General features: G+C 61.6%; 12 protein-coding genes and 1 tRNA gene. 8 read left to right on the forward strand and 5 right to left on the reverse strand.

Translation table 11 applies throughout. From position 1 onward, the window contains the following. The first annotated feature begins 2 nt into the window (after positions 1–2). Positions 3–1,223, forward strand: a complete 1,221-nt coding sequence (flgL, locus tag H4I92_RS13985) for a flagellar hook-associated protein FlgL (RefSeq protein ID WP_077531164.1) — start codon at positions 3–5, stop codon at positions 1,221–1,223. Positions 1,224–1,262: 39 nt separating this feature from the next. Next, positions 1,263–1,347 (forward strand) — tRNA-Leu (locus tag H4I92_RS13990). A gap of 46 nt (positions 1,348–1,393) precedes the next feature. On the opposite strand, the gene H4I92_RS13995 is transcribed toward H4I92_RS13990, so the two are convergent. Further along, positions 1,394–2,983, reverse strand: a complete 1,590-nt coding sequence (locus H4I92_RS13995; protein ID WP_077531165.1) for a hypothetical protein — start codon at positions 2,981–2,983, stop codon at positions 1,394–1,396. A 231-nt stretch (positions 2,984–3,214) separates the two neighbouring features. Between H4I92_RS13995 and H4I92_RS14000 the strand changes: the two genes are divergently transcribed. Next, positions 3,215–5,236 (forward strand): bifunctional metallophosphatase/5'-nucleotidase, encoded by a 2,022-nt coding sequence (locus tag H4I92_RS14000; RefSeq protein WP_077531166.1) that lies wholly within the window; start codon positions 3,215–3,217, stop codon positions 5,234–5,236. Between the two features lie 60 nt (positions 5,237–5,296). Here H4I92_RS14000 and H4I92_RS14005 read toward each other — a convergent pair whose 3' ends face one another. The 3 genes from H4I92_RS14005 to H4I92_RS14015 all read right to left on the reverse strand — a co-directional run bounded on the left by H4I92_RS14005 (position 5,297) and on the right by H4I92_RS14015 (position 8,914). Beyond that, positions 5,297–5,755 (reverse strand): ATPase, encoded by a 459-nt coding sequence (locus H4I92_RS14005; RefSeq protein WP_077531167.1) that lies wholly within the window; start codon positions 5,753–5,755, stop codon positions 5,297–5,299. 231 nt (positions 5,756–5,986) lie between these two features. After that, entirely contained in the window at positions 5,987–7,516 is a 1,530-nt protein-coding gene (locus tag H4I92_RS14010; protein WP_077531169.1) for a BCCT family transporter, read from the reverse strand. A 663-nt stretch (positions 7,517–8,179) separates the two neighbouring features. Then, complete coding sequence (locus H4I92_RS14015; RefSeq protein WP_077531170.1) at positions 8,180–8,914, reverse strand: THxN family PEP-CTERM protein; 735 nt, start codon at positions 8,912–8,914, stop codon at positions 8,180–8,182. 217 nt (positions 8,915–9,131) lie between these two features. On the opposite strand from H4I92_RS14015, the gene queA reads away from it, so the two are divergent. The 5 genes from queA to secF are packed head-to-tail and all read left to right on the forward strand — an operon-like array spanning position 9,132 to position 14,509. Then, the gene (gene queA, locus H4I92_RS14020) at positions 9,132–10,187 is read left to right on the forward strand and encodes a tRNA preQ1(34) S-adenosylmethionine ribosyltransferase-isomerase QueA (protein ID WP_077531171.1); all 1,056 of its coding nucleotides are present in this window, start codon (positions 9,132–9,134) and stop codon (positions 10,185–10,187) included. A gap of 14 nt (positions 10,188–10,201) precedes the next feature. Continuing rightward, positions 10,202–11,305: a tRNA guanosine(34) transglycosylase Tgt gene (tgt, locus tag H4I92_RS14025; protein ID WP_077531781.1), complete on the forward strand. Its 1,104-nt coding sequence runs from the start codon at positions 10,202–10,204 to the stop codon at positions 11,303–11,305. Beyond that, positions 11,305–11,661 carry a preprotein translocase subunit YajC gene (gene yajC / locus H4I92_RS14030; RefSeq protein ID WP_077531782.1) on the forward strand — a complete coding sequence of 119 codons (357 nt, stop codon included), beginning with the start codon at positions 11,305–11,307 and terminating at the stop codon, positions 11,659–11,661. The genes tgt and yajC overlap by 1 nt, the downstream gene beginning before the upstream one ends. A 27-nt stretch (positions 11,662–11,688) precedes the next feature. Then, positions 11,689–13,542, forward strand: coding sequence for a protein translocase subunit SecD (gene secD, locus H4I92_RS14035; protein WP_077531172.1), 1,854 nt, complete (start codon positions 11,689–11,691; stop codon positions 13,540–13,542). 10 nt (positions 13,543–13,552) lie between these two features. After that, positions 13,553–14,509: a protein translocase subunit SecF gene (secF, locus tag H4I92_RS14040; RefSeq protein ID WP_077531173.1), complete on the forward strand. Its 957-nt coding sequence runs from the start codon at positions 13,553–13,555 to the stop codon at positions 14,507–14,509. 13 nt (positions 14,510–14,522) lie between these two features. Here the strand turns inward: secF and H4I92_RS14045 are convergent, their stop codons facing one another. After that, positions 14,523–15,326, reverse strand: a complete 804-nt coding sequence (locus tag H4I92_RS14045) for an inositol monophosphatase family protein (RefSeq protein ID WP_179105717.1) — start codon at positions 15,324–15,326, stop codon at positions 14,523–14,525. Positions 15,327–15,369: the final 43 nt, after the last annotated feature.

Raw genomic sequence — 15,369 nt, forward strand, 5'->3', positions numbered from 1 at the left:
TCATGCGTGTTTCCACAAGCCAGATCTTCAATCAGGGGATCCAGCAGTTCCAGAATCTCAACGCCCAGCAGGCGCGTACCCAGGAGCAGGTGGCCACGGGCAAGCAAGTGCTCAGTCCCTCGGATGACCCGGTGGCCTCCACCCGGATCGTGCAGCTCAAGGATGACCTGGCGCGTAGCGAGCAGTACCAGGACACACTGAACATGACACAGACCCGTCTGGAACGGGAAGACGGGACGCTCTCCAGCTATACGGATGCGCTGGCCCGCACTCGGGAGTTGATGGTCCAGGCTGGCAGTGGTTCTCTGAGTGAGTCGGATCGCGAGTCCATCGCCCAGGAGCTGCGGCAGGTGAAGGGGCAGATGGTCAGCTTGGCCAACACCCAAGGGCCGGAAGGGGAGTTCCTGTTTGCCGGTTTCCAGGGCGGCGAAAAGCCCTTTGGCGAGGATGTGTCCGGCAACATTGAATACCGGGGTGATTCCGGCGAGCGTTCAGTGCAGATCGATGACGGGGTCACGATCAAGGTGAACGACAATGGCCGGGAAACGTTTGAGGCCATTCCCAGCGACCGGCCTACGTTCAATACCCGTGCCTCCCAGAGTAACGAGGGCAGCGGCCGGATCAGCAGCGGGGTTGTAACCGACCGGGAAGCGTTTGAAGAATTCTACCCTGATGACCTGATGGTGTCGTTTGAACGGAGTGGCGGAGACACCAAGTACACCGTCAAATCCCAAAGAACCGGTGAGACTTTCATATCAGATGAAGATTATGTAAGCGGTAATCCCATCGAGGTCAACGGGATGCGTTTTGAAGTCAGCGGCGAACCGAAAGATGAGGATTCCTTCGCGGTTGAAACAGGTGACCAGCAGAGCATATTCGGCACCATGGAGAAGATGATCGAAGGGCTGGAGACACACCCCAACACGCCGGAAGGCCGCGAGGCGCTTGAGGATACCATCGACCAGGGCCTCGCCAATCTGCAGAACGCCGAGGACCGGGCCACGGAAATCCAGGCCGGCGTAGGTACACGCCTGAATACCGTGGAAACCACCAAAGAGTTCCTGAAGGACAGTGATCTGCTGGCGCAGGAGACCCTTTCAGACCTTGAGGATGTGGACTACGCCGAGGCTATCAGCCGCCTGACCCAGCAGAATTTCACCCTCCAGGCGGCGCAGCAGTCCTTCGCACAGATCTCACGCCTGTCGCTGTTCGACGCACTGTGATTGACGCGGCAATGGCCGCGCGTATAATCCTATGCCGTTGCCGAGGTGGTGGAACTGGTAGACACGCCTGACTCAAAATCAGGTGGCGCAAGCCTTGTGGGTTCGAGTCCCACCCTCGGCACCATGCCTCTCCGCCTGGATCGCTTCCCTGGTATCAGTCGTTTTCTGCATCAATCGCGCGGAAACGCCGTCCAGTCCGTCGTCCAGGGCTCCGATGCCGCCGGATCGATTGCGCCGAGGAAAAGGGCGGATTCATCGAAGAATTCATCCTGCGGTGGCGCCACCGCGTTCATCTCTTTCTGGGTGATGACGGGACTGAACCGTGGCTGTTCGATATCCCGGGCTGCTGCCAACAGGGCGCTGCCCATCCGGAAGGCATTGCCGAAGTCGGCGGTACGGAGCCAGTCACGCTCCTTAAAACCGAAGTCATCGTCACGGTCGCCTTTTTCTCCAAAATCCGATGCCTGTTCACCGCTGTCCGAAATCAGGTTGTTCGTGAAGGTTAGTTTGCCGCTGCCAACCAGAGCGGATACCTCATGTCGTGTATCCACGGCGCCGAGCCCGTAGCCGTCCACGATCATGTTATGGAAATGGCCGCCCGTGCCTTCACGTAGCACCATGCCGCGATTGAGTTTGAGGCCGCCGCCAGCGCCTGCGAGTGTGACGTTGTAGAATCGGGGTTCGGAGCGGGGAGAGGCCTGATGGTGATCGCCATTGTTATCGCCTTCGAAGGCGTTATCGCCCGTGTCGGGATGCTGTTGAATGATTGCGAACTGGACTCTGCCGGTCCAGCCCCAGTCCCAGTCGATGCCGTCGTCACCGGGGCCGGAGACGAGCACGTTCTTGAGGTCCACGGTACCGCCAAACATTTCGATGCCGTCGTCGAGCGGACGGTGAACCTGGACGTTCCGGATGATGGTGTTCGTACCGCAACCGCCCATGGTCAGGCCGTTGAGTTCATTGTTGCTGTAGACCTCGTGGCCAGCAAATTCGATTCGGGCGTGGGTAATGACGCCGCAGTTCGAGCGGGGGTCTTCGCCGCCGAATCGGCCGGCCTCCGTTCCTGCGTCGACCCCTTCAATGTGGGCGTTGGGCTGGTTCACGGGGGCGCTGCCCAGCAGGACTACGCCGCCCCAGTCGCCGCTCTGCCGGCTGCCCTCGGGCTCGTGGCTGGTGAAGACCACCGGCTGGTTCCGGGAGCCCCTGGCCGCCAGGGTGCCGCCCCGCGTAACGATCAGGGCGGAACCGGTCCGGCCTTCAACGCGGGCGCCCGGTTCAATGGTCAACGAGGTGTCGCGCACGAAGATCCGATCCTCCAGTACATAGGTGTGACCTGAGGTCCAGGTTGTGGGCGCAGTGATATCGCTATCGATGTGCCGCGTCCGCTCGTTCCAGGCCGTGAACCCACTCAGCCCCGCCAGTGCCGCCGTTATCGCAGCCAGGATCCAGACACCGTATCGGCGTGATGCACCCGAGGCCTGTTCACCCTGTCTATCCGCGTCAGCGTCTGCTCCCTGTTGTGCCTGGCCCGAGCTCCCCATGAGCGGCGCACCCTCATCAAGGGACCGGATTTCGCTTGCCAGTTCCTTCATGGCGTCGGTGCCGTCGCGCTCGACCTGGGTCAGCACCTGATCCCGATAGGCGGGATTGCGCAGCAGGTTATTCAGGTGCGCGAACGCCAGGCCATCGCACTGGCCTTTCTCAATGCCGCGCTTGAGGCGCCATAGACGTTCAACGATGATCGGCGAATTATCGGACATGATACTGCTCCCTGACGATGGCGGAGTCAGTATCGAGGCACCCTGTGAAAGAATTGTTACCTTTCAGGGTCGGTAACATTTTGATACAGAAACCGCCTGCTGCAGCCGGGGCATTCCGGAGCGTCATCACTTTTTCGTGAATCCGTAACGACATCGTCGCCGGACTGTCATCCGCATCCGGCATCGTCAGGCATGGAATACGCCTGATGTCACAACAAAGGACGATGATCGATGGAATTCAGTAGGACGTTAATCGCGCTGGTAATGGGCAGCAGCCTGGTGATGGCCGGCTGTGAGCTTGACGACGGGGATAATGACGGCAACGACGCCCGCTTCGAGCTTCAGCTTCTCCATTTTGCGGACGTGGACGGCAAGGGCGGTGTGCAGGATGTACGCAATTTTTCCGCACTGGTGAATGGATTCCGCTCGCAGAACCCGGAAAAGACCCTGCTCGTCAGCTCCGGCGACAACCTCATTCCAGGGCCGGAATTCTTCGCGGCCGGGGATGACGCCATGGCCTCGGTGCTCGGAACTCCGGGCAATGGCCGTGCGAACATCGCCTGGTTGAACGCCATGGGGGTGCAGGCTTCGGTAGTGGGGAATCACGATCTGGATGCCGGCCCGGAGAGCTTTACGGAGCTACTGGCCGAGGATGGCGACTGGCCGGGTGCCCAGTTCCCGTATCTGTCCGCCAACATTGATTTTGAGGCGGCCGCCGCTGCGGAAACCTCCGATCCTTCCGATCTGCTGACGGACGCGGGCGAGGCGGCAGCACCGAACACGGTGGCGGCCAGCGCCACGGTTGAGGTGAATGGCGAGACCATCGGGCTGGTCGGGGCCAGCGTACCGACCCTGCCCAGCATTACCAGCACAGGGGCGCTAGAAGTGGCACCTTCGCCCTTTGACCCGTCCGCGGAGGAAGATCTCGACGAACTGGCGGCAACCCTTCAGCCAGCGGTTGATGAACTGGCCGATCAGGGCATCGACAAGATCGTCCTGCTGGCCCACATGCAGCAGATTGCGGTGGAGAAGGCACTGGCAACCCGGCTGACGGATGTCGATATCATTGTCGCCGGTGGCTCCAACACCCTGTTGGCGGACAGCAATGACCGCCTGCGGGACGGGGATGAGGCCGCGGACACCTACCCGCTTGAGTACGAATCGCCCGCCGGGGAGCCCGTCCTGCTGGTCAATGTTGATGGCGACTTCCAGTACCTCGGGCGCCTGATGGTCTCCTTCGACGACCAGGGGCGGATACTGTCGGATTCGGTGTCATCAGCTGAAAGTGGCGCTTACGCCACCGACACCATCGATCGGCCATTCGATCCAATCGAGCGGGTGGATGCCATCACCACGGCCCTGGAAGAGGTCCTGGCTGAAAAAGACGGCAACGTTGTGGGGCAGACTGACGTTTACCTGGACGGTCGTCGTAGCCAGGTTCGTACCGAGGAGACCAACCTGGGGAATCTGACGGCGGATGCCAACCTCTGGCTGGCGCAGCAACAGGACCCGAATGTTGAGGTCTCCATCAAGAACGGCGGGGGTATCCGGGCCGACATTGGCCAGGCGCTCCAGCCGCCCGGGACCAATGACCCCGACGACATCACCTTCCTGCCGCCGGCGGCGAATGACGCCATTGGCAAGCCTGAGGGCGGAATCTCCCAGCTCGACATCCAGACCAGCCTGCGGTTCAACAACGGCCTGACCCTGCTGACACTGACGCCGGCGGAGCTGGCCGACGTGATGGAGCACACTGTCGCTGCGACCGCGGACGGCGCCACCCCGGGCCAGTTCCCGCAGATTGCCGGGATGCGGGTTGAGTTTGATCCCACCCGGGCGGCCCGCTCAGCAGGGGATACGAACCAGGCCCAGAGCGACATTGCGGGTGAGCGGCTGCGTGAACTGGAGGTCCTTAATCCGGATGGGACAGTGGCGAAGGACGTGGTCACCGATGGCGTCGTGGACACCGGGCTGGCCGATATCCGGATCGTGATCCTTGATTTCATCGCCGGTTGCGTTGGGGCCCCGCCCGGTACCGCCTGCGGTGACGGCTATCCGCTCAACGACCTCCAGACCCCCAACCGGGTAGACGTGACGACTGATCCCGGTCAGGTGGACTTTGCGGGTGCCGGCAGCGAACAGGACGCGCTGGCGGAATACCTGGCCAGTGAGTACCCGGATGGGGCCCATGCGTACGCGGACGCCGAGACCGAGCCGGCGTCCGATGAGCGCATCGTCGACCTCAGCCTTTGATCCCGCAACCTGCGCCCCGAGGGCTGCCGTCGGGGCGCAGGCGGATGCCGGCCCTCGGATTCAAACGTCCTGCATGCGACCGATTTCCCGCGCAATCCGCATGGCTTCGTGACGCTCCAGGTTCAGCAGATTCTCCACCATCTCCTTGGCCTCCGGGATCTCGGCGCGGTCCTGAAGGTTCTGGTAGAGATCAATGATCTGGTCGTGGAAGTCAAAAATCTCGTGGCAGATGCCATCGAAGTCCAGTTTGGTGTAGGGCAGGTCACAGGTCCGGTGCGTCTCAATGGGCTTATGGCTCAGGAAGTCGTAGATCCAGGTTTTCAGTGCCCGGGCGTCGGCTTCGCTCTCAAATCCCTCCACCGTTTTTTCCAGTTCCGCTTCGTGGGTGGCGAGATAATCGAGCAGTATCTGGGCACGTGTTTCCTCATGCTCGCTTGCGGCCTGCTTCATGCAGGTTGCCATGTGGTGATGGAGGGTGCGGGTCCAGTCGATCAGGTCTCTGAACGTCTTGAGTTCCATTATCGGGCTCCTCTGACTGATGTCCTTGATGCAGGCTGTTGTTCCTCGCTCTGCGATTGTCATGACCGTTGATTGCACACCGCTGACCATTGATGGGAAGCATGAAGCCAATCACGGTCCATGGTACGTTTCCAGCATGGTGGCCGCCATGCCCCTTTCGTTGGTCAGCGTGATAGCCGATACGCTCAGGCTGAGGATTGGCTGGCTCTCATCCTCCTCCTGAGCGCCGGCTCATGCGCGATCCTCCCGCGATTCCCGGGGAATCCGCACATGCACCCGCTGGTCCTCATAGGGCCGGCGCAGGGCGATCAGCAGTGCCGGAATGAACGCCAGAAGCAGGAGCCCGAACGGCAGGCCGCTGGCAATGGTGGCCGACTGCAGGGCATTCAGACCGCCTGCCCTTAGCAGCACTGCCGTTACCAGGCCGATGGCGGTCATCCAGAACAGGCGCTGCTGCCAGCTGGGGTCACGGCCGTTCGAGGTCAGCGTGGCCACCACCAGTGAGCCGGAATCCGCCGAGGTCACAAAGAACACCAGAACCACGAGGATTGCGATGCCGATGGTAGCGGTACTCAGCGGCAGAAACTCCAGGAAGTTGTACAGGCTGGAGTTGGGCGCCGCCGTTACCGTCTGCACGAAATCCGCGTTCTGGAACAGTTCCAGGTGCAGGGCATTGGCGCCGAACACTGTCATCCAGATGAAGTTGAAGAATGAGGGCACCAGCAGTACACCCAGCAGATATTCCCGGATCGTCCGGCCCCGCGATACCCGGGCAATGAACATGCCCACAAACGGCGACCAGGAGATCCACCAGCTCCAGTAGAACACCGTCCAGGAGGACTGCCAGTCCGTGCCCTGGTAGGTTTCATTCCAGGTTGAGAGCGTCAACAGGTCATTGAAGTAACCGCCAATGTGCTGCCCGAGTGCTTTGAGTACGAACACGGTCTCGCCGGCAACCAGCACAAACAGCATCAGGCCCCCGGCCAGCAGCAGGTTGATTTTGCTCAGGCGGCGCACGCCGCTGCTCAGGCCGGTGAGTACCGAGACGAGCGCTACGGCGCACACAATGGCGATGAGCAGCATCTGCAGCCAGAGGCCGGACTCATAGCCGGTGAGCTTGGCAATACCGGCTGCCGCCTGGCTGGTGCCGAGCCCCAGGGAGGTGCAGACGCCGAACACCGTACCTATGACCGCGGCAAAGTTGGCGAATCCCCCGATGCGCCGTGCCCGCTTGCGGCTGACCAGCTCCTTGAGCGGTGCGTCGAAGCTCAGGGGGTGGTTGGCGTTGAAGTGGAAGTAGCCCAGCGTCAGGCCTACGAGGGCATAGATGGCCCAGGGGTGAAGCCCCCAGTGGAGGAAGGTGGTTTCCATGGCCAGCTGGGCCGTGTCCGCATTGGTGTCCACGTGTGGATTGAAGGTGGCGTAGTGCTGGAGCGGCTCCGAGACACTGTAGAACAGCAGCCCGATGCCCATGCCGGCGGCGAACAGCATGCCGAACCAGTCCAGCCGGCTAAACTCCGGTCTGGCGTCCCTGCCGCCCAGGCGGATGTGCGCCAGGGGGCTGAAAACCAGATAGACCGCGAAAAGCAGCGCGGCATTCATGATCAGGATCAGCAGCCAGCCGGTGTTATGGGAGAACCAGTCCTGAAGCCCAGAGAACACGCTCCGGGCAAGCTCCTGCTGCAGGGTGGCAAAGGCCAGCAGCGCGATGATGGCGGTGGCGGACACGATAAAGAGGCGGAAGCGGCGGAGTCGGTTCAAGAGTCGGTCTCCGTTGAGGTCCTTTAGAGCGGGCTAAGTATCCTAGCATCTGCGTCATGCTAAGCGGGATCCGCTGCTCTGCTCTGGATGCTCATAAGCAGTGTCGTGCTACAGCCGGTACACTTCCGAAACAGGAGGCAAGCCAGCATGGACAATGGAGTCATAGAGCGGTTGATTCAGTCACTGCTGTTGTTCCTCGCGGGCAATGGCAGTAAGGAAAAAAGCCGCTGAGCTACAGCTCGCAGGGAAGGCAGTGATGAACCGCAGGCTGCAGGCGCGCTGATACCGTTGAGGAAGTGGCTCGCCTGCATGCGTGGCTGGCAGGGCGGCCCACGACCCCGGATTCCGCGCTCACGGTTCCAGAACAGGCCGCGCTTGCGGAACTGAGGCTCCGGGTCCGGGAGCTGAGGCTGTCGCGGATCCCTCGCCAGACGCGGGTTTTGCCGAAACTGATACGGGCACCAGCTCCGTGAACTGAATGACCCCCTCTCGGGGCGCAGGCTTCAACCCTGTCACGGGGAAGGGTGTTGGGAACCCATGAAACGTTGCGCCAGGCCGGCCGCCGGACCCTGCTCCTGAGTGAGCTGGCGACGGTACCGAAGCTGGGGTCCCGCCACCTCGAGCATGTCCTGACAGATCTCCGACGAGCCTGGTTGCCGCGGATCAGCGCTGACGCCGCCTGGTAATACCCAGGCCAGCCAGTCCGAGCCCCAGAAGCGCCAGGGTTCCAGGTTCGGGCACTTCGACATGCCGGACGTTCAGGCTGGCGAGCAGGTCGATAGAAGTGGTCCTGTCTTCCGGGGTCTGGAAGGATTCGTGGTGGTTCTCAAAACCCAGCAGGCTCATGGAGTAGATCTTTCCGTCGAGCTGGAATTCCGAGCTGCTAATGGTCTCGTCCAGATAGACAACATCATCCACATCCCCGTTCCAGGACTTGCTGGCCCAGCAGATGAACCAGAAACATTCAATATCCGTTTCCAGGCCATTGTTGGGTGTTTCATCGTGGGTAAAGCTGAATTGGTAAGGCCCGGTGGTCTGGTTGTCGCCGCCCTGAGAAAAATCCGCCATGACATCCAGGGAAACCCGGTCAATAGCAGTCTCTGATTCAATCGGGTAATTGAAGTGGGTCATAGTGCCGAGGGTGAAGGCGTCACCGCTGTTAATGGTGCTGGGCAAGCCTGGGGCGCCATCAAAACGGTAACCGCTCTGGGGCTCACCCTGAGAGGTATTTCCCCAACGGATTTCGTTGGTGCCGACCCCGTTGATGTTCTGCCCGCCAATCGGGTCACCCCATTGGCCGGATACGGATTCAAGATCCAGCGGAAATGCCAGGGTGTGGCTGGCGAAGAGAAGAAGCGTGGTGGCAAGACCAAGCCTGGCGAAGTCGAAACGTTTCATTGGTTGATTTCCTGATCGGTTGAGGTTCTTCCTGCAAGCATTAAGCAAAAGTAGTGCCATACAGAAAACGTCTTACCTGACAACAGGTTGGCCGATTGGGCGTTCCTGACGCAGTTGTAACCTGTAAAATATTTTGACACTTAATGGGGTGCTTCCCCGCCGCCGGCGGCTCCGGTACCATTCGCGCCCAGACACCACCTGCTGGGCCGCCCATCCGATGAAACGCTCCGATTTCCATTTCGACCTGCCCGATGAACTCATTGCCCGCTATCCGCTTGCCGAGCGTGAGGCAAGCCGTCTTTTGCGGCTTAATGGTGCGAGTGGGGCGGTTTCCCATCACGGCTTCCGGGAACTGCCGGATCTTCTGGAACCTGGGGATCTGCTGGTGTTCAACGACACCCGTGTGATTCCCGCCAGGGTCTATGGGCAGAAAGCCTCGGGCGGCAAAGTGGAGATGCTCGTTGAGCGGATTCTGGAGGCGCATCGCGCTCTGGTGCACCTGAAGGTCTCACGGACCCCGGGGGCAGGCGGTGAGCTCATCCTGGATGGGGGCTACCGGGTTCTGGTTGAGGCGCACACGCCAGAGGGGCTTTTCCGGGTGCGCTTTGCGGATTCGGAGGTGATGACGGTGCTGGAGGCGGTTGGACACATGCCGCTGCCGCCCTACATTGACCGGCCCGATGAAATGACGGACGAGGAGCGCTACCAGACGGTCTTTGGCGAGAAGCCCGGGGCTGTGGCGGCTCCGACAGCGGGGCTGCATTTCACCGACGCCATTATGGATGAGCTGGCGGCAAGGGGGATTGAACGTACCTTCGTGACGCTTCATGTCGGCGCAGGGACTTTCCAGCCGGTGCGCAGCGAGGACATCCGCGAGCATCACATGCACCAGGAGTGGCTGTCCGTGGATCAGGAGGCTGTGGATGCGGTGAATCGCACCCGGGAACGGGGTGGCCGGGTGGTTGCCGTGGGCACCACGGCGGTCCGGGCCCTGGAGTCGGCCTCACAGGAGGGGCCTCTTGCCCCGTTTTCCGGCGAGACCCGGATCTTCATCTACCCGGGGTACCACTTCCGCAGCGTCGACGCCATGGTCACCAACTTCCACCTTCCGGAGTCCACGCTCATCATGCTGGTCAGCGCCTTTGCCGGGCGTGAACACGTGCTGGACGCCTACCAGGCGGCGATTGACGAGCGTTACCGCTTCTTCAGCTATGGCGATGCCATGCTGGTGTTTCCCCATCCCGAGGCGGTTACGCGGGAGGCTTCCGAATGACTGGTAACTCCTTCATGGATTTCGAGCACCTGGCCAGTGATGGAGTCGCGCGGCGTGGCAGGCTGACCTTTCCGCGCGGCACCGTCGAAACCCCCGCCTTCATGCCCGTTGGCACCTACGGCACCGTCAAGGGCATGCTGCCGCGTGATCTGGAAGCCACCGGCGCCGAGATCATACTGGGCAATACCTTCCACCTGATGCTGCGCCCGGGCACCGAGGTGATCGAGGCGCATGGTGACCTGCACGATTTTGCCGGCTGGGAACGCCCGATGCTCACGGACTCCGGCGGCTTCCAGGTTTTCAGCCTCTCCGAGATGACCAAGACCACCGAGGCGGGGGTCACCTTCAAGTCGCCGGTCAACGGCTCGCCGGTGGAGCTGACCCCGGAGAAATCCATGGCAGTGCAACGGGCGCTGGGCTCGGATATTGTCATGATCTTCGACGAATGCACGCCATACCCGGCCACCGAGGAAGAGGCGAGACGTTCGATGAACCTGTCCCTGCGGTGGGCCGAACGCAGCCGTGAAGCCCACGGGGACAGCCGTTCCGCGCTCTTTGGGATCGTTCAGGGCGGCATGTATGAGGATCTGCGGAAGGAATCCCTGGAGGGGCTGAAGTCCATCGGCTTCGAGGGTTACGCCATTGGGGGGCTGTCCGTCGGGGAGCCGCGCGAGGAGATGCACCGGATCCTGGAGGCACTGGAACCGGCGATGCCGGCGGATGCGCCGCGTTATCTGATGGGGGTGGGGCGCCCGGAGGACATCGTCGAGGCGGTCAGTCGCGGCGTGGACATGTTCGACTGCGTGATGCCCACCCGCAACGCGCGCAACGGGCACCTGTTCACCCATGAGGGCGTTGTGCGCATCCGCAACGCCCGTCACAGGTACGATACCGGGCCGGTGGACCCCATGTGCGACTGCTATACCTGTTGCCATTTCTCGCGCGGCTATCTGCATCACCTGGATCGCTGTGGGGAGATGCTGGGCGCCCAGCTCGCCTCCATCCACAACCTCCATTACTACCAGGCGCTTATGGCTGGATTGCGTGAGGCTATCCAAGCAGGTACATTGGCGACCTTCATTGACAGGTTCTATCAGTTACGCGGAGTAGCCCGATGATGTTCAGCGTTCGTTCGCTTATGGTTCTTCTGCTGGCCCTTATGCCAGCCGTCGCCGTTGCCGCGCCCCAGGGTGGGCCGGGTATGATTTCCCAGGTCGTCCTTTTCGGCGGTTTCATCCTGATCTTCTATTTCCTGATCTGGCGCCCCCAGTCCAAGCGTGCCAAGGAGCACAAGGCTCTGGTTGAAGGTCTCGACAAGGGCGATGAAGTGGTGACCGGTGGTGGTCTTGCAGGCCGGATCTCGCGCCTGACCGACGACTACATGGTGGTGGAGATTGCCGACGGTGTTGAGGTGAAGGTCCAGCGCCAGGCTGTGACCCAGGCCCTGCCCAAGGGAACGCTCAAGGACATCTGATCTTCCGGTTCCGCACAAGGATCACCGATGCTTAATAAGTATCCTCTCTGGAAGAACCTGCTGGTTTCGGCAGTGGTTCTTCTCGGTATCATTTACGCGCTCCCAAACCTGTTTCCGGACGATTACGCTGTCCAGATCAGTGGCTCCAGCGCCTCCGTCAGCGTTGACGAGGCGCTGCTGGACGAGGCTCGGGAGGCCCTGGACGAAGCGGATATTGAGTACCGGGATCCGTCGCTGGGTGACGGCACAGCCATGCTGCGTTTTGACGCCAGTGATGCTCAGCTGCGTGCCCGCTCCGAACTCCAGGAGGCGCTCGGTTCCGAATACGTCGCCGCACTGAGCCTGGCGGCAACCACCCCGGACTGGCTGCGGTCCATTGGCGCCACGCCCATGAACCTGGGGCTGGATCTGCGCGGTGGTGTCCACTTCCTGATGCAGGTGGACATGGAAGCGGCGGTGGATCGCCGGCTGGATGTCTATGCCAGCGAGATCAAGCGCCAGCTCCGCGAGGAGCGCATCCGCTACCGCGGTGGTGATGCCGAAGAGGGTCAGCTGGAGTTTGTCTTCCCGAGCGAATCCGCACGGGATGACGCCGCCTCTCTGGTGAACTCCGAGTATGATCAGTTCCGGAGTAATACCCGTTCTGATGGCGAGGATTACATCCTGGAGCTGACGCTCAACCAACAGTCGGCATCCGAGATCCGGGACTACGCCCTGAACCAGAACCTGACGACACTGCGTAACCGGGTGAACGAGCTGGGCGTGGCCGAGCCGCTGATCCAGCAGCAGGGCAGTGACCGGATTGTGGTGCAGCTTCCCGGCGTACAGGATACGGCCGAAGCCAAGCGGGTCCTGGGGTCTACCGCGAACCTGGAATTCCGGCTCGAGGCACGTTCGGACGCCTCCTCGGCGCGCACGGAAACCTTCCCGTTCCGCAACAACCCGGACCGTACGGCGGAGCTTGAGCGCGACGTCATCATTACCGGTGACAATGTGGCCGACGCCAACCAGTCGTTCGACGAGAACGGTCAGCCCCAGGTCAACATCACCCTGGACGGGCCTGGTGGCAGTATGATGCAGGACGTAACCCGGGATGCGGTGGGGCGCCAGCTGGGTGTGCTCTTCATTGAGCACAGCAGCGAGGAAGTTGAACGCCAGGTGGACGGTGAAACCGTGACCGAAAGGGTGCGCGAGACTGAGCGCAGCATCATCAGTCTGGCCACTATCCGCAGCACCCTGGGCAGCAACTTCCGGGTAACCGGCCTGGAGAATGTGGCGGAAGCTTCCGAGCTGGCGCTGCTGCTGCGCGCGGGTGCACTGGCGGCGCCCATCTATTTCGTGGAAGAGCGCACCATCGGCCCAAGTCTGGGGCAGCAGAACATCGACTCGGGCATCAATTCGGTGATCCTCGGCTTCATCCTGGTCGCGCTGACAATGCTGGTCATCTACAAGGCCTTTGGCCTGCTCGCGAATGTGGCGCTGATGGTGAACCTGACGCTGCTGGTTGGCGCCATGTCCGTGCTCGGGGCAACCCTCACGCTACCGGGTATTGCGGGCATTGTGCTGACGGTGGGCATGGCGGTGGACGCCAATGTGCTGATCTTCGAGCGCATCAAGGAGGAGCTGCGGGAAGGGCTTCCGGTTCAGTCCGCCATCAATGCAGGCTTCAGCCGGGCTTTTGTGTCCATCTTTGATGCCAACGTCACCACCTTCCTGGTCGCCGGCATTCTGTTCGCCGTTGGGACCGGGCCGGTGAAAGGTTTTGCCGTCACCCTTCTGATCGGCATCCTGACATCCATGTTCACGGCCCTCATGGTCAGCCGCGCCATCGTCAATGTCAGCATTGGCGGGCGCAGTGACCTCAAGGCACTGTCAATCTGAGGGTGATCGAATGAGTGAAAACAGCAAACGCACGATCGACTTCATGGGCTTCCGGCGGATCGCCGCCGCGCTCTCGATCATTCTCGTTCTGGGCGCTGCCGTCAGCCTCGGTACCAACGGGCTGGCGCTGGGTCTGGACTTCACCGGGGGCAGCCTGGTTGAGCTTGAGTACGCCGAAGCGCCGGCTCTGCCGGAGGTGCGCAACCAGCTGGAATCCGCGGGCTATGAAAACGCCATGGTGCAGAACTTTGGTTCGGACACTGCGGTTCTTGTCCGGCTTCCGGCCGAATTCGACGACTCCGTGGGCGATCAGGTGGTATCCGCGCTCAGCGAGAACGCCGAACTGACCCTGGAGCGCTCCGAGTACGTTGGCGGTCAGGTGGGCGAGGAGTTGCGGGAGCAGGGTGGTATCGCGCTGCTTCTGGCATTTTTCGTGGTGCTTATCTATATCGCCATGCGCTTTCAGCTCAAGTTCGGCTTCGCTTCCGTGGTGCCGCTTGTTCACGACGTGCTGATTGTGCTCGGGGTCTTCTCGGTCTTCCGGCTCACCTTCGACCTGACGGTGCTGGCGGCCCTTCTGGCTGTGATCGGCTACTCGCTCAACGACACCATCATCGTTTCCGACCGCATCCGGGAGAACTTCCGTCGCATCCTCAAGGGAGGCCCTGAAGAGATCATCAATACCTCTCTCAATCAGGTGCTTCTGCGGACCATTGTCACATCCGCGACGACACTGGTTGTGTTGCTGTCTCTGCTGGTCTTCGGCGGCGAAATGATCCGGAACTTCGCGCTGGCGCTGTTTATCGGCGTTCTGGTGGGTACCTATTCGTCGATCTATGTGGCGGCGAACATGCTGGTGGCCTTGAACGTGAACCGGGATGATCTCTACGTGCCGAAGAAGGAAGGTGCGGAGGGCAGCCAGCCGGAAGAGGAAGAGCCGCCGGACTGGCTCAAGCGCATGGAGTGATTGCGGGCGCCTTTCAGGCGCCTGTCATACGTTGCCGGTAAGGCTGGGCCTGTTGCAGGATTTCGCGGAACAGCAGGTTGTTGGCAATCACCAGCTCGCCGGCTTTGCGCCCAAGCGGGTTGCCCCGGAGATCACCGCCCACGGCTCCGGCCTCCTGGCTGATGAGGCTCGCCATTACCTGCTCGTGGCGCAGGTCGGTGGCCAGAACGGCCGCGTCCAGATAACCACCCGCAACCCTTGCCATATCCAGGACGCTGCAGCCGTTGTACTGCAGATCCGCCCCTTCGCGCACCAGTGATCCCGCCACGTCCAGCCAGAGGCCACTGTCCTCGCCGCTGCTGCGCCGATTGAACAGGTTGCAGCTGATCAGGGTCTGGGCGAGCTGCTGGGTGGAGCGGGCCCGGATGCGCTGGCTGTTGAGCACGGCGCCGTAGCCGCGGCTGAAGGCGTATTCCTCGCCCGTGAGAGGGCACAGGACCACGAGGTTTTCCGGCCGGTCGTTGATCTTCTGGAGCAGGGCTGTTGCGAATTCCGGCAGGCCGCGGGCGAAGTTGCGCTCCCCCAGGATCGGGAAAACGTGCCAGCTCTGGGCCCAGTCACCTGCCTCCACATCGCCTGCGGGGGCAATCCAGTGGTCCTTGTAGGAACGGCGCAGCTGCTCCTCGGTGCGTTCATGGATGCGGTGCTCAATGGCATGCACGGTACGCACCAACGCGTCAGGCGCCTTGCTGTCGGCCTCCAGGCGGGCCTGCTGGTCCTTGAGGAAATCGCTGTTCTGCCTTGCCGCGCGCAAGGCCATCTTGATTGCTGGCTGCATCAGGTTACCAATGGGGTCCGATTCGGATGGGCGGCGAACTATA

It is taken from the genome of Vreelandella halophila, from assembly GCF_019903425.1.
In the GTDB taxonomy this organism is placed as follows: Bacteria; Pseudomonadota; Gammaproteobacteria; order Pseudomonadales; family Oleiphilaceae; genus Halospina; species Halospina halophila.

Bases quoted from the DNA above. Each gene is read 5' to 3' on its own strand.
- flgL (WP_077531164.1), top strand. From the start codon at position 3: ATGCGTGTTTCCACAAGCCAGATCTTCAATCAGGGGATCCAGCAGTTC.
- secD (WP_077531172.1), top strand. From the start codon at position 11,689: ATGCTTAATAAGTATCCTCTCTGGAAGAACCTGCTGGTTTCGGCAGTG.
- H4I92_RS13995 (WP_077531165.1), bottom strand. From the start codon at position 2,983: ATGTCCGATAATTCGCCGATCATCGTTGAACGTCTATGGCGCCTCAAG.
- tgt (WP_077531781.1), top strand. From the start codon at position 10,202: ATGGATTTCGAGCACCTGGCCAGTGATGGAGTCGCGCGGCGTGGCAGG.
- H4I92_RS14005 (WP_077531167.1), bottom strand. From the start codon at position 5,755: ATGGAACTCAAGACGTTCAGAGACCTGATCGACTGGACCCGCACCCTC.
- H4I92_RS14045 (WP_179105717.1), bottom strand. From the start codon at position 15,326: ATGCAGCCAGCAATCAAGATGGCCTTGCGCGCGGCAAGGCAGAACAGC.
- H4I92_RS14000 (WP_077531166.1), top strand. From the start codon at position 3,215: ATGGAATTCAGTAGGACGTTAATCGCGCTGGTAATGGGCAGCAGCCTG.
- yajC (WP_077531782.1), top strand. From the start codon at position 11,305: ATGTTCAGCGTTCGTTCGCTTATGGTTCTTCTGCTGGCCCTTATGCCA.
- queA (WP_077531171.1), top strand. From the start codon at position 9,132: ATGAAACGCTCCGATTTCCATTTCGACCTGCCCGATGAACTCATTGCC.
- H4I92_RS14015 (WP_077531170.1), bottom strand. From the start codon at position 8,914: ATGAAACGTTTCGACTTCGCCAGGCTTGGTCTTGCCACCACGCTTCTT.
- secF (WP_077531173.1), top strand. From the start codon at position 13,553: ATGAGTGAAAACAGCAAACGCACGATCGACTTCATGGGCTTCCGGCGG.